Origin of the sequence: Methylobacterium fujisawaense (genome assembly GCF_014138435.1) — a bacterium.
In the GTDB taxonomy this organism is placed as follows: Bacteria; Pseudomonadota; Alphaproteobacteria; order Rhizobiales; family Beijerinckiaceae; genus Methylobacterium; species Methylobacterium fujisawaense.
Genome location: NZ_JACJIM010000003.1, coordinates 139,030 through 157,185 on the forward strand (window position 1 = coordinate 139,030; position 18,156 = coordinate 157,185).

General features: G+C 72.2%; 15 protein-coding genes and 1 pseudogene. 11 read left to right on the forward strand and 5 right to left on the reverse strand.

Annotated features, from left to right (window positions below; all coding sequences use genetic code 11):
* Window positions 1–209: 209 nt before the first annotated feature.
* From GGQ91_RS09730 to GGQ91_RS09745, 4 genes are read left to right on the forward strand one after another with little or no spacing between them, the layout of a single operon-like run.
* Entirely contained in the window at window positions 210–1,754 is a 1,545-nt protein-coding gene (locus tag GGQ91_RS09730; protein ID WP_053610972.1) for an acetolactate synthase large subunit, read from the forward strand.
* Window positions 1,751–4,108: a penicillin acylase family protein gene (locus tag GGQ91_RS09735; RefSeq protein WP_182591880.1), complete on the forward strand. Its 2,358-nt coding sequence runs from the start codon at window positions 1,751–1,753 to the stop codon at window positions 4,106–4,108. Before GGQ91_RS09730 ends, GGQ91_RS09735 begins: the two co-directional genes overlap by 4 nt.
* A gap of 31 nt (window positions 4,109–4,139) precedes the next feature.
* Window positions 4,140–5,612 carry a M81 family metallopeptidase gene (locus GGQ91_RS09740; protein WP_182591881.1) on the forward strand — a complete coding sequence of 491 codons (1,473 nt, stop codon included), beginning with the start codon at window positions 4,140–4,142 and terminating at the stop codon, window positions 5,610–5,612.
* On the forward strand, window positions 5,609–6,751 hold the full coding sequence (locus GGQ91_RS09745; RefSeq protein WP_182591882.1) for a M20/M25/M40 family metallo-hydrolase: 1,143 nt from the start codon (window positions 5,609–5,611) through the stop codon (window positions 6,749–6,751). The genes GGQ91_RS09740 and GGQ91_RS09745 overlap by 4 nt, the downstream gene beginning before the upstream one ends.
* Before the next feature lie 257 nt (window positions 6,752–7,008).
* Here GGQ91_RS09745 and GGQ91_RS09750 read toward each other — a convergent pair whose 3' ends face one another.
* From GGQ91_RS09750 to GGQ91_RS09760, 3 genes and pseudogenes are all read right to left on the reverse strand, one after another.
* The gene (locus GGQ91_RS09750) at window positions 7,009–8,403 is read right to left on the reverse strand and encodes an amidase family protein (protein WP_182591883.1); all 1,395 of its coding nucleotides are present in this window, start codon (window positions 8,401–8,403) and stop codon (window positions 7,009–7,011) included.
* A 536-nt stretch (window positions 8,404–8,939) separates the two neighbouring features.
* Window positions 8,940–9,878 carry a metallophosphoesterase family protein gene (locus GGQ91_RS09755; protein WP_043388809.1) on the reverse strand — a complete coding sequence of 313 codons (939 nt, stop codon included), beginning with the start codon at window positions 9,876–9,878 and terminating at the stop codon, window positions 8,940–8,942.
* 64 nt (window positions 9,879–9,942) lie between these two features.
* Window positions 9,943–10,446 (reverse strand): annotated as a pseudogene (locus GGQ91_RS09760) (VIT1/CCC1 transporter family protein); the annotation flags it as partial.
* A 279-nt stretch (window positions 10,447–10,725) separates the two neighbouring features.
* On the opposite strand from GGQ91_RS09760, the gene GGQ91_RS09765 reads away from it, so the two are divergent.
* From GGQ91_RS09765 to lpxK, 3 genes are read left to right on the forward strand one after another with little or no spacing between them, the layout of a single operon-like run.
* On the forward strand, window positions 10,726–11,511 hold the full coding sequence (locus tag GGQ91_RS09765) for a lysophospholipid acyltransferase family protein (RefSeq protein ID WP_182591884.1): 786 nt from the start codon (window positions 10,726–10,728) through the stop codon (window positions 11,509–11,511).
* The gene (locus GGQ91_RS09770) at window positions 11,508–12,839 is read left to right on the forward strand and encodes a glycosyltransferase N-terminal domain-containing protein (RefSeq protein ID WP_182591885.1); all 1,332 of its coding nucleotides are present in this window, start codon (window positions 11,508–11,510) and stop codon (window positions 12,837–12,839) included. The genes GGQ91_RS09765 and GGQ91_RS09770 overlap by 4 nt, the downstream gene beginning before the upstream one ends.
* Window positions 12,839–13,819, forward strand: coding sequence for a tetraacyldisaccharide 4'-kinase (lpxK, locus tag GGQ91_RS09775; RefSeq protein WP_179698335.1), 981 nt, complete (start codon window positions 12,839–12,841; stop codon window positions 13,817–13,819). Before GGQ91_RS09770 ends, lpxK begins: the two co-directional genes overlap by 1 nt.
* 3 nt (window positions 13,820–13,822) lie before the next feature.
* Here the strand turns inward: lpxK and GGQ91_RS09780 are convergent, their stop codons facing one another.
* Both GGQ91_RS09780 and GGQ91_RS09785 read right to left on the reverse strand, forming a co-directional pair.
* Window positions 13,823–14,041, reverse strand: coding sequence for a DUF2093 domain-containing protein (locus GGQ91_RS09780; protein WP_043349698.1), 219 nt, complete (start codon window positions 14,039–14,041; stop codon window positions 13,823–13,825).
* A gap of 62 nt (window positions 14,042–14,103) precedes the next feature.
* On the reverse strand, window positions 14,104–15,090 hold the full coding sequence (locus GGQ91_RS09785) for a bifunctional riboflavin kinase/FAD synthetase (RefSeq protein WP_043349701.1): 987 nt from the start codon (window positions 15,088–15,090) through the stop codon (window positions 14,104–14,106).
* A 297-nt stretch (window positions 15,091–15,387) separates the two neighbouring features.
* Here GGQ91_RS09785 and GGQ91_RS09790 point away from each other — a divergent pair, with 297 nt between their 5' ends.
* The 4 genes from GGQ91_RS09790 (at window position 15,388) to GGQ91_RS09805 (ending at window position 18,141) form a co-directional block, all read left to right on the forward strand.
* Window positions 15,388–15,771: a response regulator gene (locus tag GGQ91_RS09790; RefSeq protein ID WP_012317888.1), complete on the forward strand. Its 384-nt coding sequence runs from the start codon at window positions 15,388–15,390 to the stop codon at window positions 15,769–15,771.
* A 110-nt stretch (window positions 15,772–15,881) separates the two neighbouring features.
* Window positions 15,882–16,415, forward strand: coding sequence for a protein phosphatase CheZ (locus tag GGQ91_RS09795; RefSeq protein WP_182591886.1), 534 nt, complete (start codon window positions 15,882–15,884; stop codon window positions 16,413–16,415).
* Window positions 16,416–16,538: 123 nt separating this feature from the next.
* Complete coding sequence (locus tag GGQ91_RS09800) at window positions 16,539–17,327, forward strand: creatininase family protein (RefSeq protein ID WP_053610918.1); 789 nt, start codon at window positions 16,539–16,541, stop codon at window positions 17,325–17,327.
* A gap of 70 nt (window positions 17,328–17,397) precedes the next feature.
* Window positions 17,398–18,141, forward strand: a complete 744-nt coding sequence (locus GGQ91_RS09805; protein WP_053610919.1) for a DUF1223 domain-containing protein — start codon at window positions 17,398–17,400, stop codon at window positions 18,139–18,141.
* Window positions 18,142–18,156: the final 15 nt, after the last annotated feature.

An 18,156-nucleotide genomic window follows, 5' to 3' on the forward strand; every position in this document is an offset into this window, starting at 1 on the left:
CCGGATCCCAATCGTCGTAGTTGCGGCGCGCCAAGCGCAATTCCCGCGCCACGCTCAAGTTTAGGTCCTGCGTTCGGCGAACAGAAGATGCCGGACTTCGCCTCTTGCGCGTGGCGTCAGCCGCGTCACGATAATAAAAAATGCGATTCGCCGGCCAACTCGGCGGCACCGCGAGGGAGACACCCGTGACCGACGAGACGCCGCGCGCCATCAACGGGGCCGAGAGCTTGGTCCGGACCCTTGTCGAGGGCGGGGTCGAGGTGTGCTTCACCAATCCCGGCACGTCCGAGATGCATTTCGTCGCCGCCCTCGATCGGGTCGAGGGGATGCGCTGCGTCCTGTTCCTGTTCGAGGGCGGGGCGACGGGTGCCGCCGACGGTTACGCCCGCATGGCCGACAAGCCGGCCTCGACCCTGCTCCATCTCGGGCCGGGCCTCGCCAACGGATTGGCCAACCTCCACAACGCCAAGAAGGCACGCACCCCCGTCGTCAACATCGTCGGCGAGCACGCGACCTACCATCGGGAATACAACGCGCCGCTCACCTCCGACATCGAGGGGCTGGCCCATCCGATGTCGTCCTGGGTGCGGACTGGGATGAGCGCGACCGAGATTGGCTCCGACGGCGCCGCCGCCATCGCGGCCGCTCGTACCGCCCCGGGTCAGGTCGCGACGCTGATCCTCCCGGCCAACACCGCCTGGGATCCCGGCACCGGACCCGCGCCCGTGCCGCCGATCCCCGAGCGTGCGCGGGCGAGCGACGACGCGATCGCGGCGGCCGTGGAGGCGCTCCGGAGCGGCGAGCCGGTGCTCCTGCATCTCGGCGACCGGGCAGTCCGGAACGAGGGCCGGGTGATCGCCGACCGGATCGCCCGCAAGACCGGCGCGCAGCTGATGGCCATGACGTCGAATGCCCGGATCGACCGCGGCGCCGGCACCGTGCCGATCGAGCGCCTGCCCTACCCGATCGACCAGGGCATCGCGGCCCTGAAGGACTTCCGCCACATCATCCTGATCGGCGCGACCCCGCCGGTGGGCTTCTTCGCCTACCCGGGCAAGCCGAGCCTGCTGGCGCCGGAGGGCAGCACCACGATCACGCTGGCGACGCCCGAGGAGGACCAGATCGACGCCCTCGAGCGGCTCGCCGAGGCCGTCGCGGCCCCGCCCGCCGAACCGGTCGCCGTCGGCCCGCGGCCGAAGCTCCCGACCTCAGGTCCGCTGGACCAGGACACGATCGGACAGGTGCTCGGCGCGCTGATCCCCGAGGGCGCGGTGATCTGCGACGAGTCGATCACGACGGGGCGCAACTTCTTCGCCCTTACCCGGGATGCCGCGCCCCATACCTGGCTCCAGCTCAGCGGCGGGTCGATCGGCCTCGGCATCCCGATGGCGACCGGCGCCGCCGTGGCCTGCCCCGACCGCAAGGTCATCAACCTGCAGGCGGACGGCAGCGGTCTCTACACGGTGCAGGCGCTCTGGACCCAGGCCCGCGAGCGCCTCGACGTGGTGACGCTCGTCTGGTCGAACCGCTCCTACGCGATCCTGCGGGCGGAGCTCGCCAATGTCGGCGCGCTCAATCCCGGCCCGAAGGCGCTCGGCATGCTGAGCCTCGACGATCCGGCGGTGGATTGGGTGAGCCTCGCCCGAGGATTCGGGGTCGCGGGGCGGCGGGTCGAGACCCTGCCCGACTTCATCGCGGCGTTCGAGCACGCGCTGGCCAATCCGGGTCCGCACCTCATCGAAGTGGCTCTGTGAGCGGCGCGACCTATCCCCTCCCCGGCCTCGACGCGCCGGTGGAGATCCGCCTCGACCGCTGGGGGCTGGCGCATATCCGCGCCGGCACGGCGCTCGACGCCTTCCGGGCGCAGGGGTTCAACGCGGCCCGGGACCGGCTCTGGCAGCTCGACCTCTGGCGCAAGCGCGGCCTCGGCCTGCTGGCGGCGGATTTCGGGCCCGGCTACCTCGCCCAGGATCGCGCGGCCCGGCTGTTCCTCTACCGCGGCGACATGGCGGCCGAGTGGGCGGCCTACGGGCCGCAGGACACGCGGGCCATCGTCACGGCGTTCGTGGCGGGGATCAACGCCTACGTGGCCCTGACCGAGGCGCGTCCCGAGCTGCGCCCGCCGGAATTCGCCGTGACGGACACGCGCCCGGCCCTGTGGCAGCCGGAGGACGTGGTGCGCATCCGCAGCCACGGGCTGATCCGCAACGTCCTGTCCGAGGTCGCCCGCGCACGGGTCCTCGCCCGTGCGGAGAGCCGGGCAGACGGGCTCGACGCGGACGACCTGCGCAAGCGGATCAGCCCGCCCCACGAACCCATCGTCCCGGACGGTTTCGACGCCGTCGACTGGCCGGACGATCTCCTCGACGACTTCCGACTGGCCACGGCGACGGTGGGGTTCAGCCCGGACCGGATGGCGGCGACCCGCGCGGAGGCCTGGGACTGGTCCAAGGTCGACGCGCACGGAGCCGTCACGCGCGGCCCCCGCAGCGTGCCGAAGGAGCCGGCCGAGGGCTCGAACAACTGGGCGGTGGCGCCGTCCCGCACTGCCACCGGACGGCCGATCCTGGCGAGCGATCCGCACCGGGTCTACCTGCAGCCCTCGCTGCGCTACGCCGTGCACCTGACCGCCCCGGGGCTCGACGTGATCGGGGCCGGCGAGCCGGCCCTGCCCGGCATCTCCATCGGCCATAACGGCCAGGCCGCCTTCAGCCTCACCATCGCGCCGATGGACCAGGAGGATCTCTTCGTCTGCGAGACCGACCCGGCCGATCCCGACCGCTACCGCTTCGGCGACGGTTGGGCGGCGATCACGCGCATCACGGAGCGGATCCCGGTGCGCGGCGGACCGGACGAGACCGTCATTCTCGGCTTCACCCGGCACGGGCCTGTGCTTCGCGAGGACCGCGGCCGCGCCTTCGCGCTGCGGACCGTCTGGTCGGAGCCCGGCGCTGCCGCCTATCTCGGCAGCCTCGCCTATCTCGGCGCCACGACGCCCGAGGACTTCGGCGAGGCCCTGCGCCATTGGTCGGCGCCCTCGGTGAACCAGCTCTACGCCGACACCGCGGGGCACATCGCGTGGTTCATGGCCGGCAAGGCGCCGGTCCGCCCCGGCCATGACGGATTGCTGCCGGTGCCGGGCGATGGTCGCTACGATTGGGCCGGCTTCCACGATCCCGGCGCCCTGCCCCGCAGCGTCGATCCGGCCTCGGGCTGGCTCGCCACCGCCAACGAGATGAACCTGCCGCCGGACTACCCCGCGGAGGATCGGAAGGTCGGGTTCGAATGGGCCGAGCCCTGGCGCGCCGGCCGTATCCGGGCGGTGCTCGGCGGGCCGGACCGGCACAGCCTCGCCGACTCGCAGGCGCTCCAGGGGGATGTCGTCTCCGAGCCGGCCCGGCGGCTGGTCGATCTGGTGCGGGCCCTGCCGGCGGCGGGCGATCCCGATGTCGCCGCGGCCCAGGCCGTGCTGGCGTCGTTCGACGGCGCGCTGCACCACGGCTCCGCGGCGGCGGCCCTGATCGAGGTGGTCTGGGTCCGGCACCTCCGCCCGGCCCTGCTCGCGGCGCTGGTGCCCGATCCGGGGACGCGGCGCCTGCTGCCGCCCGGCGACACGCAGAGCCTGATCGAGCGGCTGGAGACCGGTCTCGACCCGGCGGCGTGCGCGGCGCTGCTCACCGACGCCCTCGCCGCCGCCTACCGCACCTGCCGGGAGCGGATGGGCGCCGACCCCGCGGGCTGGTCCTGGGGCCGCCTGCACCACGCGCTGTTCGCGCATCCGCTGACCGCCCTGAGGCCCGATTCCCGCTGGGATATCGGTCCGCTCCCCGTGGGCGGAGCCGCGGCATCGGTCATGCACGCGGAGTACCGGACCGACACGTTCCGGCTCACCCACGGCGCCTCGTTCCGCATGGTCGTGGATGTGGGGGACTGGGACCGTTCGGTCTTCATCAACGTGCCGGGCCAGTCGGGGGACCCGGCAAGCCCGCACTACGCCGATCTGGCCCCGGTCTGGGGGCGCCAGGACTATGTGCCGATGCTCTACGGCCGCGCGGCCGTGGACGCGGCCACCGAGACGGTGATCACGCTGACCCCGAGCCCCGCCTGACCCGGCGGCCGGGACGGATTGGGACAGGACCTTGAAGATCTTCATCGCGGGTCTCGCCACAGAGACCAACACCTTCGCGCCCTTGCCCACCGGACAAGCGGCGTTTCACGCCGACTACGCCCGCCGCGACGGCAGCCGGAACCCGCCGAGCCTGAGCAATATCGGCCTCAAGGCCTGGCGCGCGATGGCCGAGGCGGACGGGCATGCGGTGGTCGAGAGCCTCTCGACCTTCGCGCAGCCCGGCGGCATCACCCTGCGGGCCGTCTACGAGGACCTGCGCGACACCCTGCTGGAGGACCTGAAGGCGGCGATGCCGGTCGACGCGGTGCTGCTGTTCATGCACGGCGCCATGGTGGCGGAGGGCTATGACGACTGCGAGGGCGACATCCTGGAGCGGGTCCGCGCCATCGTCGGGCCGGACGCCACGATCGGCGTCGAGCTCGACCTCCACTGCCATCTCACCGAGACGATGCGAACCAACGCCGACGTCATCGTGATCTACAAGGAATACCCGCACACCGACATCGTCGACCGCGCCCGCGACCTGTATCCGTTGGTCGTCAAGACGGTGTCGAAGGACATCCGGCCGGTGATGGCGTACGCCGACTGCCGGATCGTCAACATGTGGCGCACCAGCCGCGAGCCGGTCGCGGGCTTCGTGCGCCGGATGGAGTCCCTGGAGGGGCGCGACGGCATCCTGTCGGTCTCCTTCGGGCACGGCTTCCCCTGGGGCGACGTGGCGGATGTGGGCGCCAAGATGCTGGTCGTCGCCGACGGTGATGCCGGCAAGGCGCAGGCGCTGGCCGATGAGCTGGCCGGCGCGGTCTGGGCGATGCGGGAGGAGGCGGCGAGCCGCTGCGATACGATCGACGCGGCCATCGATTTCGCCCTCGCCTCCGCCGACCCGCGCCCGATGGTCCTCGCCGACTTCGCCGACAATGCCGGCGCGGGCGCGCCTTCGGACAACACCGCGATCCTCGCCCGCCTCGCAGAGCGGGGCGTCAAGGACGTGGCCCTCGGCCTGATCTGGGATCCCGGGGCAGTCGGCATCTGCCACGAGGCCGGGCTCGGGGCGTCTTTCACGCTGCGGATCGGCGGCAAGTGCGGCGTGACCTCCGGGAACCCGGTGGACCTGCGCGTCACGGTGCGCGGCCTGTCCGACAACCACAGCCAGACCGGCCTCAGCGGCGGCCGCGCCCATCTCGGCCCCGCGGCCTGGGTCGAGGCGGACGGGATCCACGTGGTGCTGACCCACAAGCGCCAGCAGGCCTTCGCGCCCGACGCGTTCACGGGTCTCGGCCTCACCCTCGACGACAAGCGGATGGTCGTGGTGAAGTCGATGCAGCATTTCTACGCCGCCTTCGCGCCGATCGCGAGCGAGGTCCGCTACGTCGCGGCGCCCGGAGCCGTTCCGCCGGATTACGGCGCGATCCCCTACACCAAGCGGTCGGGCCACTACTGGCCGCGGGTCGCCGATCCGTTCGCCGAGGAGAAAGCCCGATGATTTCGGATCTGCGCTTCGACGCTCAGGACATCCTCGCGACCCTGCAGCCCTGGGTCCTGTGCGAGAGTCCCACCCACGACGCGGCGGCGGTCAATCGGATGATGAGCGTCGCCGCCCGCGATCTCGCGCTCCTCGGGGCGACCGTCGAGACGATCCCGGGCCGCATGGGCCTGAGCGACTGCGTCCGCGCGCGGTTCCCGCACCGGGACCGCGACCGGCCCGGCATTCTGGTGCTCGGCCATCTCGACACGGTGCATCCGGTCGGCACCCTCGGAAGCCTGCCCTGGCGGATCGACGGCGACCGCGCCTACGGCCCGGGCATCCTCGACATGAAGGGGGGCAACGTCATCGCCCTGGCGGCGATCCGCGCCCTGGCGGCGGCCGGGATCGAGACGCCGCTGCCGGTGACCGTCCTGTTCACCGGCGACGAGGAGGTCGGCAGCCCCTCGACCCGCGACCTGATCGAGGCTGAGGCGGCCCGCCACGTCGTCGTGCTGGTGCCCGAACCCGGCCAGCCCGACAACGGCGTGGTCACCGGGCGCTACGCCATCGCCCGATTCGACCTTGAGGCCCTAGGCCGTCCGAGCCATGCCGGCGCCTCGCCCCACGAGGGGCGCTCGGCGATCCGCGCGATGGCGCGCAAGATCCTCGCGATCGATGGGCTCTCGGATGCCGACTGCACCGTCTCCACCGGGATCGTCTCGGGCGGGCAGTGGGTGAACTGCGTCCCGACCGTCTGCCGCGGGCAGGCGCTCAGCATGGCCAAGCGCCAGGCCGACCTCGACCGCGGCGTCGAGCGGATGCTGGCGCTGTCGGGTGAGGAGGACGGCGTCCGCTTCACCGTGACCCGGGGCGTGACCCGGCCGGTCTGGGAGCCGGATGCAGGCTGCATGGCGCTCTACGAGCAGGCGCGTGCCCTGAGCGAGGCGCTCGGCCAGCCCCTGCCTCATCGCAGCGCCGGCGGCGGCTCGGACGGCAACTTCACCGGCGCCAACGGTATCCCGACCCTCGACGGGCTAGGGCCGCTGGGCCAAGGCTACCACACCCTGGAGGAGCACGTGCTGATCGAGACCCTGCCGCAGCGGGCGCGCCTGTTTGCGGCCCTGCTGGCAAACCTCGGAGCCGCAGGCCGGGCCTGAGCCCGGCCGGCGTGATGTCAGGCGCGGACCCGGCCGAGGGTCGCGATCGCGACGGCACCCCGGCAGGCCCTCCCGCCGTGCCGCCGCGGACGAAGCCCGCCAGGGCGAGGAGCGGACCTGACGGCGCGGCCGGCAGACCTGTCAGGGGCTTCACACGCACCCGCCTGTGGCGATCCTCGACCCGTCGCGACTCTTTCAGCCGATCGTCGGACCGGCGGGCCAGCCACTTTTCGGGTCCGGACAGGGGCGGCCCGGCGTCAGACCGGGTCGACTGGCATCTCCGGCACGCCTCCGGCCTCGATCGCCGCGCCGGCCGCGAGGCATAGGTCTTCCCGGTAGCGGGCGGCGACCAGTTGCACCCCGACAGGGGTCCGTCCGACGAGGCCGGTCGTTACGGTGAGCGCCGGGACCCCGATCGGTGCCAGTCCCACCTGCAGCAGGTTCGCCTCGAAGGCCCGGGCGACACCGGCGTCCCCGGTGCGGTCGAGCCCGTCGGGGAAGGGCAGCTCGCCCGAGACCGGGACCAGGAGCACAGGGTTCTCGGCAAGGAACAGCGACCATTCCCGCGCCAGCGTCGCGCGCCGGGCGAGCGCCCGGGCGATGGCGTCGGGCGCCATCGCCTCGGCCCGCGACCGGAAGCTCTCCAGGAGCCCGATGGCCGCAGGATCCCCTTCCCGCTCCGCCGCAGCCCGGACCGCCGCGTAGCCGTCCCCGAGCCAGAGCTGGAGCTGGAGTTCGCTGGCTTCCCGGATCGGCGGGGTGTCGGCGATCTCCGTGACCGTCCATCCGGCCTCGGCCAGGCGGCGCGCGGCCTCCCGCAGGGCGGCTTCGACCTCCGGGGCGGCGGCGAGGCCCCCAGGCCGCACGCACAGGGCGACCTGGCGCGGCACGGACGGCCCTTCCAGCGGCGCCGGCACCCACCATGGATCGCGCGGATCCGGGGCCGCCATGACTTCGAGGCCGAGGCGAAGATCCGCGATGCTGCGGGCGAGCGGCCCCGAGACCGCCATGAGTTGGGGACCGATCCCGCGCTCGGGCGAGGACGGATTCCAGGCGGGGATCCGGCCCAGGCTCGGACGCAGCCCGTGCACGCCGCAGGCATAGGCTGGATAGCGCACCGATCCGGCAATGTCGGTGCCGTGGGCGATCGCGCCGATCCCGGCCGCCACAGCCGCGCCCGCGCCTCCGGACGAGCCGCCGGGCGTCAGAGCCGGATCGCGCGGATTCTTGGTGTCGCCGTGGAGCTGGTTGGTGGTGAACCAACGCAGCGAGAAGGCGGGCGTGTTGGTCCGACCGAGCAGCACCGCGCCGGCCCGGCGAAAATTGGCGACCACGGGATTGTCGTCCGTCGCCACGAGGTCGCGCTGGAGACGCAGCCCGTTCGTCGTCGCGAAGCCCCGCTGGTCGGCGTTGACCTTGATGGTGACCGGAACACCCGCGAGCGGACCGGGCGCCTCACCCCGAGCCCGGGCGGCGTCCACCGTGTCGGCCTGCGCCAGCACATCCTCCGGGCGGTGCTCGACCACGGCGTTGATCCGCCCATTGACCGTCTCGAGCCGGTCGAGGGCGTCCCGCGCGACCTCCCGGGCCGAAACTTGGCCGGTGCGGATCAGGGCCGCGAGGTCGGTCGCCGTCAGACGCCAGAGCTGCATGGGGGTTCCTTTCGCGCGCCCGGACGGGCGGGGTCCATCCTACGATTCGCACCGCCCGAGCGGCTCCCGGCCGGCCCGTGCAGCATATTCAATATGCAAGCCGACGGCCGCTTTTTTCCGCTTCCGCGGATCGCCAACGCCGGCAAGGCTTTGCCGCAATGCAGCAGAAAAGACCTAAGCATTCCGACGTAGGCGGCTCTTGCTACCTTTGGAACGACTGATAACCTCTCCCCGTTCGCGCGTTCGACCGGCCAATTCAGCGAGAAGGAACGACTTTCTTAGACGAGGGCAGGCAACCTCCAGCAGAAGGCAGGCTTCCATGGCAGAGGTGATTCGCGTCAGGCCGACACACGACGGCACCTACACTGTGTATCGCGGGACACTCGCGTTGATCTGCGGTCTTACCCGCCTCCAGGCCGAGCGCTACGAAGCGAGCCTCAGCCGACAGCAGCGCACCGACTTGGCAGTCGTCGGCATCTGACCCGCATCCCGATCCCGGGCCGGCGCCCCCCTCACGGGCCGGCCGGCCCGGCTCGTCAGGCGAGGTTTGACGCGTCGAGGTCCGACCCGTCGAGGTCCAGGGCGCCGAGATCGCTGATGGCGCCTGACGCATCGAGGCCCCGTCGCCGGGCTGTGACCGAGACCCTCTGGTCCGACCGGTCGATCTCGAACAGCAGGTAGGAGGCCCGGCGCGACGCCATCGCCCCGTGTCCGTGCGGGCGCGCCGATGCGGAGGGGGCACCCACCACCGGGACGGCCCGGCCGTCCGGCCCCGGGATCCGGGCGGCGCTGGTGACGTGATTGTGACCGTGCAGGATCAGGTCCGCCCCGGCCCGTGCGATCATCGCGGTGAACGCTGCGGCATCCTTCAGCTCGCGGCCGGGCGAGGCGCCCCCGGGCTGCGGCGGATGGTGGATCATCACCACGCGGAACGGGCGCCCCGGCTCCGTGGCCAGGGCGCGGAGCAGGGCTTCGGCCGCGGCCAGCTGCGGCGCACCGAGGCGGCCCGTCGCCACGAAGGGTTTGGTCGGAATCGCGCTGGACAGGCCGACCAGCGCCAGGGGCCCACGCCGCCGCAGGTAGGGAAAGCGGCCCCACGAGCCGGAATCGTCGCCCGTGTAACGGCCGCAGGCGGCGAGCAGGCCTTCGAGGGAGCCGCGAACATAGGCATCGTGGTTGCCCGGCACGAAGCTGACCGCTTCGGGCGAGCCCAGTGCCTCCAGGAAGGTGCGGGCCGTCTCCCATTCGCTCGGCAGGCCGATGTTGCACAGGTCGCCCGTACAGGCGATGTGTCCGGCGCCCTGCGCCTTCAGATCGGTGACCAGCGCCTCCAGCACGGTCATGTCGTGGCTGCGCGAGCGCCCGCGCCGCCAATTGGCGTAGCCGGTGGCGCGCTTGCCGATGAGCTGGTGGAGACGCACCCGGCCGAGGGGGCCGACATGCGGATCGCTGAGATGGGCGAGGCGGAAGGTCAACGCCGGTGGTCACCCTCGACACGGGGACGGAAGGCGCCCCGCATCGCGGGCGCGGCGCCTCGCGTCAAGCGCTTCCGATCAGCATCCCGACCACCAGCACCAGCGCTCCGCCGAGCATGACCTGCAGGGCCGCGCGCCAGAAGGGCGTCGCCATGAAGCGCGTGCGGATCGCCGCGATGACCGCGAGTTCCACCACCACGACCAGGACGGCGAGGCTCGTGGCGAGCACAAACGGGTTCGGCCAGCCGGGCGGGAGCGTGTCGGGAATCGCGTAGGGCAGCGTGTGGCCGAGGCCGCCCAGCGTGGTCATGGCCCCGCACACTAGGCCGCGCAGCCAGGGGTCGCCGCGGCCCGTGACCTGGCCGTCGTCCGAGAGCGCCTCGGTGAAGCCCATGCTGATGCCGGCCCCGACCGACGCCGCGAGCCCCACCAGGAAGGTCGCGCCGTTATGCCCCGTGGCGAAAGCCGCCGCGAAGATCGGCGCGAGGGTCGAGACCGAGCCGTCGATCAGGCCCGCAAGGCCGGGCTGCACGTAGCGCAAGACGAAGGCGCGGCGCGCTTCCGCGTCCAATGCGACGGCACTTTCGAGGGCGGCGGCCATGCGAATCTCCTTGTTTGGATCAATTCCAATCTACAGTCTGGAATTAATCCAAACAAGGGTGCTTGCCGTGTTTTCGCCGCTCCGCGGGAGCATCCGCGACGCCGGCAGGCCGGTCGACACCGGTGGCTCAAACGTGTGGTTGTGGGCGGGGCCGATTGTCTCGTCTCGGGGGCGGGGGCTAGACCATGCCCGGTCGAATTCGATCCGGAACTGATCGGGCGGCCGTCCAGCCGCCCCACGCGTGACATGAACCTCGGCAAGCGTTTCATCCGCCATCCGTCCGTGCAGGGCCTCCTCGGCCGTTTCGCGGCCGGCTATCTGCGGCTCGTGCGACTCACCAACCGCTTCGAGATCCATGCGGGCGATGCGTCCCCTGGGGCCGCGGACGGCTGGATCGACGCGCGCAAGCCGCTGATCATCGGCATGTGGCACGGCCAGCACATCATGATGCCGCTCATGCGTCGCCCGGGCGACCGCGTGGCCACGATCATCTCGCGGAATCCCGATGGGAACATCAACACCATCGCGCTGGAACGCTTCGGCGTCCGTGTGATGCGGGCCTCCGGCGCCCGCGGCCGCAGCCGCGCCACCGATCTGCGCGCCAAGGGCGGAGCCGAAGGATTGCGGGCCATGCTGCGGGCCCTGAAGGGCGGCGAATCGGTAGCCTTCAGCGCCGACGTTCCCAAGGTCTCGCGCCGGTGCGATGCCGGGATCCTGACCCTGGCGCGCTTCTCCGGGCGGCCGATCGTCCCGGCGGCCGTGGTGACGAGCCGGCATCTGCGCTTCAACTCGTGGGACCGGGCCTGCCTGGGCCTGCCCTTCGGCCGCGGCGCGATCGTGCTGGGCGACCCGATCTATGTTCCGCGGGACAGCGACGGCGAGGCGTTCGAGACGCTGCGCCGCTTCGTCGAGGCCGAGATGAATCGGGTGCATGCCCGCGCCTACGCGCTCGTCGGGCGCGCCGACCGGGCGGCGCTCTACCGCGACCCGCTTCCCGAGCTTAGAGACGCGCCGGTGGGAGACCTCGCGTGAGGCGTCCCTCCGTCACCCTGCCGCTGCAGGCCTACCGGGCCGGCCTGCGCATCGGCGAGCCGGCGCTGACCGGCCTGCTCGCGTGGCGTGCGCAGCGCGGCAAGGAGGATCCGCGTCGGCTTCCGGAGCGCCGCGGTCTGCCGGGGCGGGCCCGGCCGGTCGGGCCGCTGGCCTGGATGCACGGCGCGAGCGTCGGCGAAGCCCTGTCGCTGATCGGGCTCGTCGAGGGCATGATCGCCCGCGGCTTCTCGGTGCTCGTGACCACGGGCACACGCGCGGCGGCCGAACTCGTCGGCGTGCGGCTGCCGCCCGGCGCGGTGCATCAGTACATGCCGCTCGACGCGCCCCGCTGGATCGGACGGTTCCTGGAGCATTGGCAGCCGGACCTCGCGGTCATCGCCGAATCGGAGATCTGGCCGAACACGATCCTGGCGCTGGATGAGCGCGAGATCCCGCTGATCCTGGTCAACGGCCGCATGTCGGAGCGCTCGTTCCGAGGCTGGGAGCGCTGCCCGCGCACCGCCAAGGCTCTGCTGACGCGGATCGCGATCTGCCTCGCGCAGACCCAGGAGGACGGCGAGCGCTTCGCCAAGCTCGGCGCGCCGCGGGTGAGCATCGCGGGGAATCTGAAGTTCGACGCGTCGGTGCCTCCGGCCGACGCGCAGCAGCTTGCCTATCTGGGGGCCATGATGGCCGGCCGGCCGGTTTGGGTCGCAGCGAGCACGCATGCCGGCGAGGAGACCATGGTCGCCTACGCGCACGCGATGCTGAAGGTGCAGTTCCCCCAGCTCCTGACCATCATCGCCCCGCGGCATCCGGCCCGGGGGGGCGAGGTGGTGGCGTGCGCCGACGCCGTCGGCCTGCGCAGCGCCCGGCGCTCCACCGGCGGGCGGCCTCACCCGTCCATCGAGGTCTACGTCGCGGATACGATCGGTGAGCTGGGCCTGTTCTACCGCCTGAGTCCCCTGGTGTTTCTCGGCGGTTCCCTGGTGCCGCGGGGCGGACAGAACCCGATCGAGCCGCTGCGCCTCGGCTCTGCGGTGCTGCACGGGCCCCACATCGAGAATTTCAGCGTGGTCTATCAGGCCCTCGACCGGGCCGGGGGCGCCCTGCCCGTGCGCGACGGCGTCGAACTGGCGGCGATCGCCGCGGAGCTCCTCGGCGATCGGAGCCGGCTCGCCGACATGGCCCGTGAGGGACAGCGTGCCCTGGAGCCCTTCGAGGGGGCGGTGGCGCGCACGCTCGCCGTGCTCGATCCCTTCGTGGCGCAGATGAAGCTCCAGCGCCTCGACCGGGTTAGCCGCGCGCGACCGCTCGTGCGGGCCTGATGCGGCCCCCGGCCTTCTGGGCGGCGGGGCCGGATCACCCGGCCGCGCGCGGCCTCGCCCCGTTCGCGGCGCTCTACGGGGCATTGGTGGCCCGGCGCATGGATCGTCCCGGCGCCCCGGCCGGCTGCCCGGTCCTGTGCCTGGGCAATTTCACCCTCGGCGGTGCCGGCAAGACGCCGGCCGCCCTCGCGGTCGCGGCCCTCCTCGCCGAGCTCGGCCGCAGGCCGGCCTTCCTGTCCCGCGGCTACGGGGGCCGGAACGCGGGCCCGGTACGGGTCGATCCCGACCGCCACGCCGCCGCGGAGGTCGGCGACGAGCCGCTGCTCCTCGCCCGCAGGGCGCCCGCGATCGTCTCCCGGGACCGGCCGGCGGGCGCCGCCCTCTGCCGGCAGCTTGGCGCCGACGTCATCGTCATGGATGACGGCCTGCAGAATCCGAGCCTCGTCAAGGATCTCAGCTTCGCGGTGGTCGACGGCCCCGCCGGCCTCGGCAACGGATTGCCGTTCCCGGCGGGGCCGCTGCGCGCGCCCCTCGCCCGGCAATGGCCGCATGTCGGCGGGCTGATCGTGATCGGTGACGGCGCCGGGGGCGACGCGGTCGCCCGGACGGCCGAGCGGCGCGGCCTGCCCGTCCACCGGGCGCGACTCGTGCGGGAGGCGGATGATCTGGCGGGCCGGCGCTGCCTCGCCTTCGCGGGCATCGGCCGACCCGAAAAGTTCTTCGCGACCCTCGCGACGGCGGGCGCGGTGATCGCCGGGACGCGTCCGTTCCCGGATCATCATCCCTACCGGCCGGGAGAACTGGCTGCCCTGGCCGAGTCGGCCCGGCGCCTCGGCGCAGACCTCGTCACCACCGAGAAGGACGCCGTGCGCCTGCCGCCGGCCTTCTCGGCAGACGTGCGCGTCCTGCGCGTCCGCCTCGTGCTCGACGACGCGGACGCCCTGCGCCGGCAGATCCGCGACGCGCTCCGCGCGCCGTGACCCTCAGGGACGGCCGGTTTCCTTGAGCCGCTGCAGAATCGCCTCGGGGGAGGCATAGGCCTCCTGGCGGGCGGCGCTCCAGTAGCGCAGCCCGTCGAGGGGGATCGGCTCGCCGGTCACCGCGCAGCGCACGAAGCTGCCGGGCTTGACCACCCGCATGGTGCCGTCGCCGTACTCGACGACCGCTTCGCCGTTGTTCGCGCGCTCGTAACGACCCAGCACGTCCGCCTCCTGCTCGATGGCGCCTTCTACACGATCTGCACGTCCCGCGATGCCCGCGAGGCTCAGGTCAGCATCGACGGGGTTTCATCGCGCGCCAGCAGGGCGCGCGCCATCGCCGCATCGACATGCATGCGTTCGACCAGCGCGTCGGCGCTGGCGAACCGCTCCTCGCCGCGAATGTGTCCGACGAACTCCACGGCGATGTCCTGCCCGTAGAGATCGTCGGAGAAATCGAAGAGATAGGTCTCCAGCAGCGGCGCGCCGTCATCGAAGGTCGGACGGCGCCCGTAGCTCGCCACGCCGTCGCGGAAGTCCCCCGACGCCAGGCGGACCCGCACCGCGTAGATGCCGTGTGCCAGCCCGCAATCGGGCAGCATCATGTTGGCGGTGGGAAAGCCGAGCTGCCGCCCGCGCTTGTCGCCGTGGCGCACCGCGCCGAGGACGAACCAGCGATAGCCGAGAAGCGCGTTGGCGCGGACGATGTCGCCGGCCGCGAGGGCGGCGCGGATCGCGCTCGACGAGACCGGCTCGGTCTCGCCGCCGAGGGCGACCGGCGCCACGATCCGGCAGCGCATCCCGGCTTCACGGCAGAGTTCGGCGAGGATCGCGGGGGTACCCTCGCGGCCGCGGCCGAAATGGAAATCGTGCCCGACGACAACGCCGGACAGGCCGAGCGCCCCCTTCAGGAAGTCGAGCACGAAGGCACGGGCGCCCGTGGCAGCCAGAGCCCCGTCGAAGCGGCGCACGATCAGGCCGTCGAGGCCCAGATGCGCGAACACGATCTCCTTGGCGGCGAGGCCGGTCAGCCGGAACATCGGCGCGTCGGGCGTGAAATAGGCCCGCGGATGCGGCTCGAAGGTCAGGATCACGGCCGGTCGGCCGGCCGCACGGGCCTCGGCGCGCACGCCCTCGACGAGCACCCGATGACCGAGATGGACGCCATCGAAATTGCCGATCGCCGCCACGGCCCCGGCCAGGGCGGGTGGGACGGGCGCATCGGCGCGGCAGATCGTGAAGGGCCGCGCGGCCGTGTCGTCGCCTGGGGCCATCGGTTCGGGGTCGAATGCTCGGAAGGGTCGGATGGGATCGCCTGACATGTCCGCGAGGGGCCCGACGCGGCCGGACCCTGCCCAAAGGCGCCCGGAGGGTCAAGCGAGGCATTCCGAGGGCGCCGGGCTGCCCTCGGGGCGCGCGGCCTCGCCCCGGCCGTCCCGATTAACCGCTTCGCAATGCGCGTGCCCTATTTTCAATGCTGTGCAGCGCAGCTAAAACGCAGCGTTAGCGAAGCGTTAATCTATCCGGGAGCCGCCGCGGCTTCCCGCCGGGCAATACGGAGCAGTTGTTCGATGGCTCTCGACCTGAGCATGCCGATCCTCGTTGTCGACGATTACCAGACGATGGTCCGCATTATTCGCAATCTACTGAAGCAGCTCGGCTTCGAAGAGGTTGATGACGCGTCCGATGGGACCGAGGCGCTGGCGCGACTGAAGGGCCGCAAGTACGGGCTCGTCATCTCCGACTGGAACATGGAGCCGATGACGGGCTACGAGCTGCTGCGGCACGTGCGCGCCGACGAAAATCTTCGGACGACGCCGTTCATCATGGTGACGGCCGAATCGAAGACCGAGAACGTGATCGCGGCCAAGAAGGCCGGCGTGAACAATTACATCGTCAAGCCCTTCAACGCGGCCACGCTGAAGTCGAAGATCGAGGCGGTCTGCGGAAGCTGACCGGCTCCCCTTCTTCGTCCCCTCGCCGTCCGGGCGGTTCGCTCCTGCGCCGCCGGGCGCCGAGACGTGGCGTGGCCGGTCAGGACGGCCACAGATCCGAGGAGAAGAGCATGTCGTCAGCCGCCTCACGGCAGGCCGATCTGCGGTTTCGTGAACCGCAGACCGTGATCGCCGAGCTGATCGAGATCGCGGATTACATCGCCCATCTCCGTGAGGAGATCGGGGCGCTGCGCGCGAACGAGATGAGCCGTGACCGCATCCCCATGGCGCACGAGGAACTCGGCAGCGTTGTCGCGGCGACGGCAGGCGCCACCAACACGATCATGGAGGCCGCCGAGGCGATGCTCGGCCTGCCCGACGGACCGGGTTACCGCGAGGCCGCCGAGGAGCGCATCAACACGATCTTCGAAGCCTGCGCGTTCCAGGACATCACCGGCCAGCGGATCGCCAAGGTGGTCGAATCGCTGCGCCTGTTCGAGCAGCGCCTGGCGCGGTTCGTGGGGGCCGTGAAGGCCCGCGACGCGTCCTCCATGGATCCCGCCGAGCGCGCCCGGCGGGCTCGGGCGGAGGATCTCCTGCTGAACGGTCCGCAGGCTGTGGACGCCACGCCCTCCCAGGACGACATCGACGCGCTGTTCGCCTGAGGCGAACCCTGCCGGCGAGGCGTCGACCGCCGACCCGATAGTCGACTCGGCGGCGGCCTGCCGGTTAGATCGCCTCCCGAACCCGCTGCCGCCCGGCGGCGCCGGAAGGAGGCCTCGGCAGGAATGACGGCGCGGTTCTGGTCCGAATTGACCACCGAAGACTTGGCGCGTCGCGATATGGGGCGGGCGATCGCGGTGCTGCCGGTGGCCGCCATCGAGCAACACGGCCCGCACCTGCCGCTCGCCACCGACACCCTCATCGCCGAGGGCTACCTCGCCCGGGTGCGCGACCACGCGCCGCCCGATCTCGACGTGCTGCTGCTGCCAGTCCAGCCGGTGGGGAAGTCGGACGAGCACGATTCCTTCCCGGGTACGCTCTCCCTGGACACCGGGACGGCGCTCGCCGCCTGGACGGGAATCGGCGCGGCCGTCCACCGCGCCGGCTGCCGAAAGCTGGTGCTCGTCACGAGTCACGGCGGCAACAGCGGGCTCATCGATCTCGTGGCGGGCGAGTTGCGCGCCCGGTTCCGCATGGTGGCGGTCACGACGTCCTGGGCGCGACTCGGCTATCCCGAGGGCCTGTTCCCCGCCGACGAGATCGCCCACGGCATCCATGCCGGCGGGATCGAGACGGCGCTGATGCTGGCCCTGCGGCCTGACCTCGTCCGGGCCGACCGGATCACCGACTTCCCGCCGCGGACGCGGGCGATGGTCCGCGACTTCACTCACCTGCGTGCCGGCCGCCCCGCCGCCTTCGCGTGGAAGGCCGGCGACCTCCATCCTTCGGGCGCCATGGGCGATGCGCGTCTTGGAACCGCCGAGGCGGGTCGTGCGGCGCTGGACTACGGTGCCCGGGCCTTCCTCGCCCTCCTGCGCGACGTCGACGCTTTCGAACTCGACCCGGACGTGTAACCGCCGCCGCGGCAGCGCCGAAGGAGCCGGTACGCCGGGTCCGAACCGCCGGCGTGCGGGAGTTCCGGCCATGCGCCCTGCCCTCTTGATCGCCGCCGTCCTGTCGTGTGCCGTCCTCCCTTCGGCCGAGGCGGCGGCGCGCCCCGTCGTCGTCGAATTGTTCACCTCGCAGAGCTGCTCCTCCTGCCCGCCCGCGGAGGCGCTGATCGGCCGCCTCGCCCATGAGCCGGCGGGTGCGCAGGGCGACGTCCTGCCGCTCGCGTTCCACGTCACCTATTGGAACCACCTGAACTGGCGCGACCCCTACGCACTGCCGGCCGCCACCGCCCGCCAGGAATCCTACGCGGCCCGCCTCGGCGGACCCGCCTACACGCCGCAGGCCGTGATCGACGGGCAGACCGGGCTCGTCGGCTCCGACGAGGTCGGGCTGCGCGCTGCCATCGCCCGCGCCCGGGAGGCCGGCCCCGGCATCCCGGCGACCCTGGCCCGCGACGGCGGGCGCGTCGTCGCGCAGATCGGGCCCGCGCCCGACGCCGGAGGGGCCTCCGGCCGCGTCCTGCTGATCGGGTACGATCCGAGCCACACCACGCGGGTGCTGCGCGGCGAGAATGCCGGGCGGACCCTCGAGCAGGCCAACGTCGTCCGCTCGCTGCAGGATCTCGGGCGCTGGTCCGGTACCGCCGCGACCTTCACGGCGACCCGCCCCGAGGGCGAGACGTCGGCCCTGCTGCTTCAGGCCGATGACGGGCGCATCCTCGGCGCGGCGCGACTCGCCGCGTCCCCCGCCGGGACGGAACGGGAGGCCGTACGATGATGCTCGCCGTTTCGG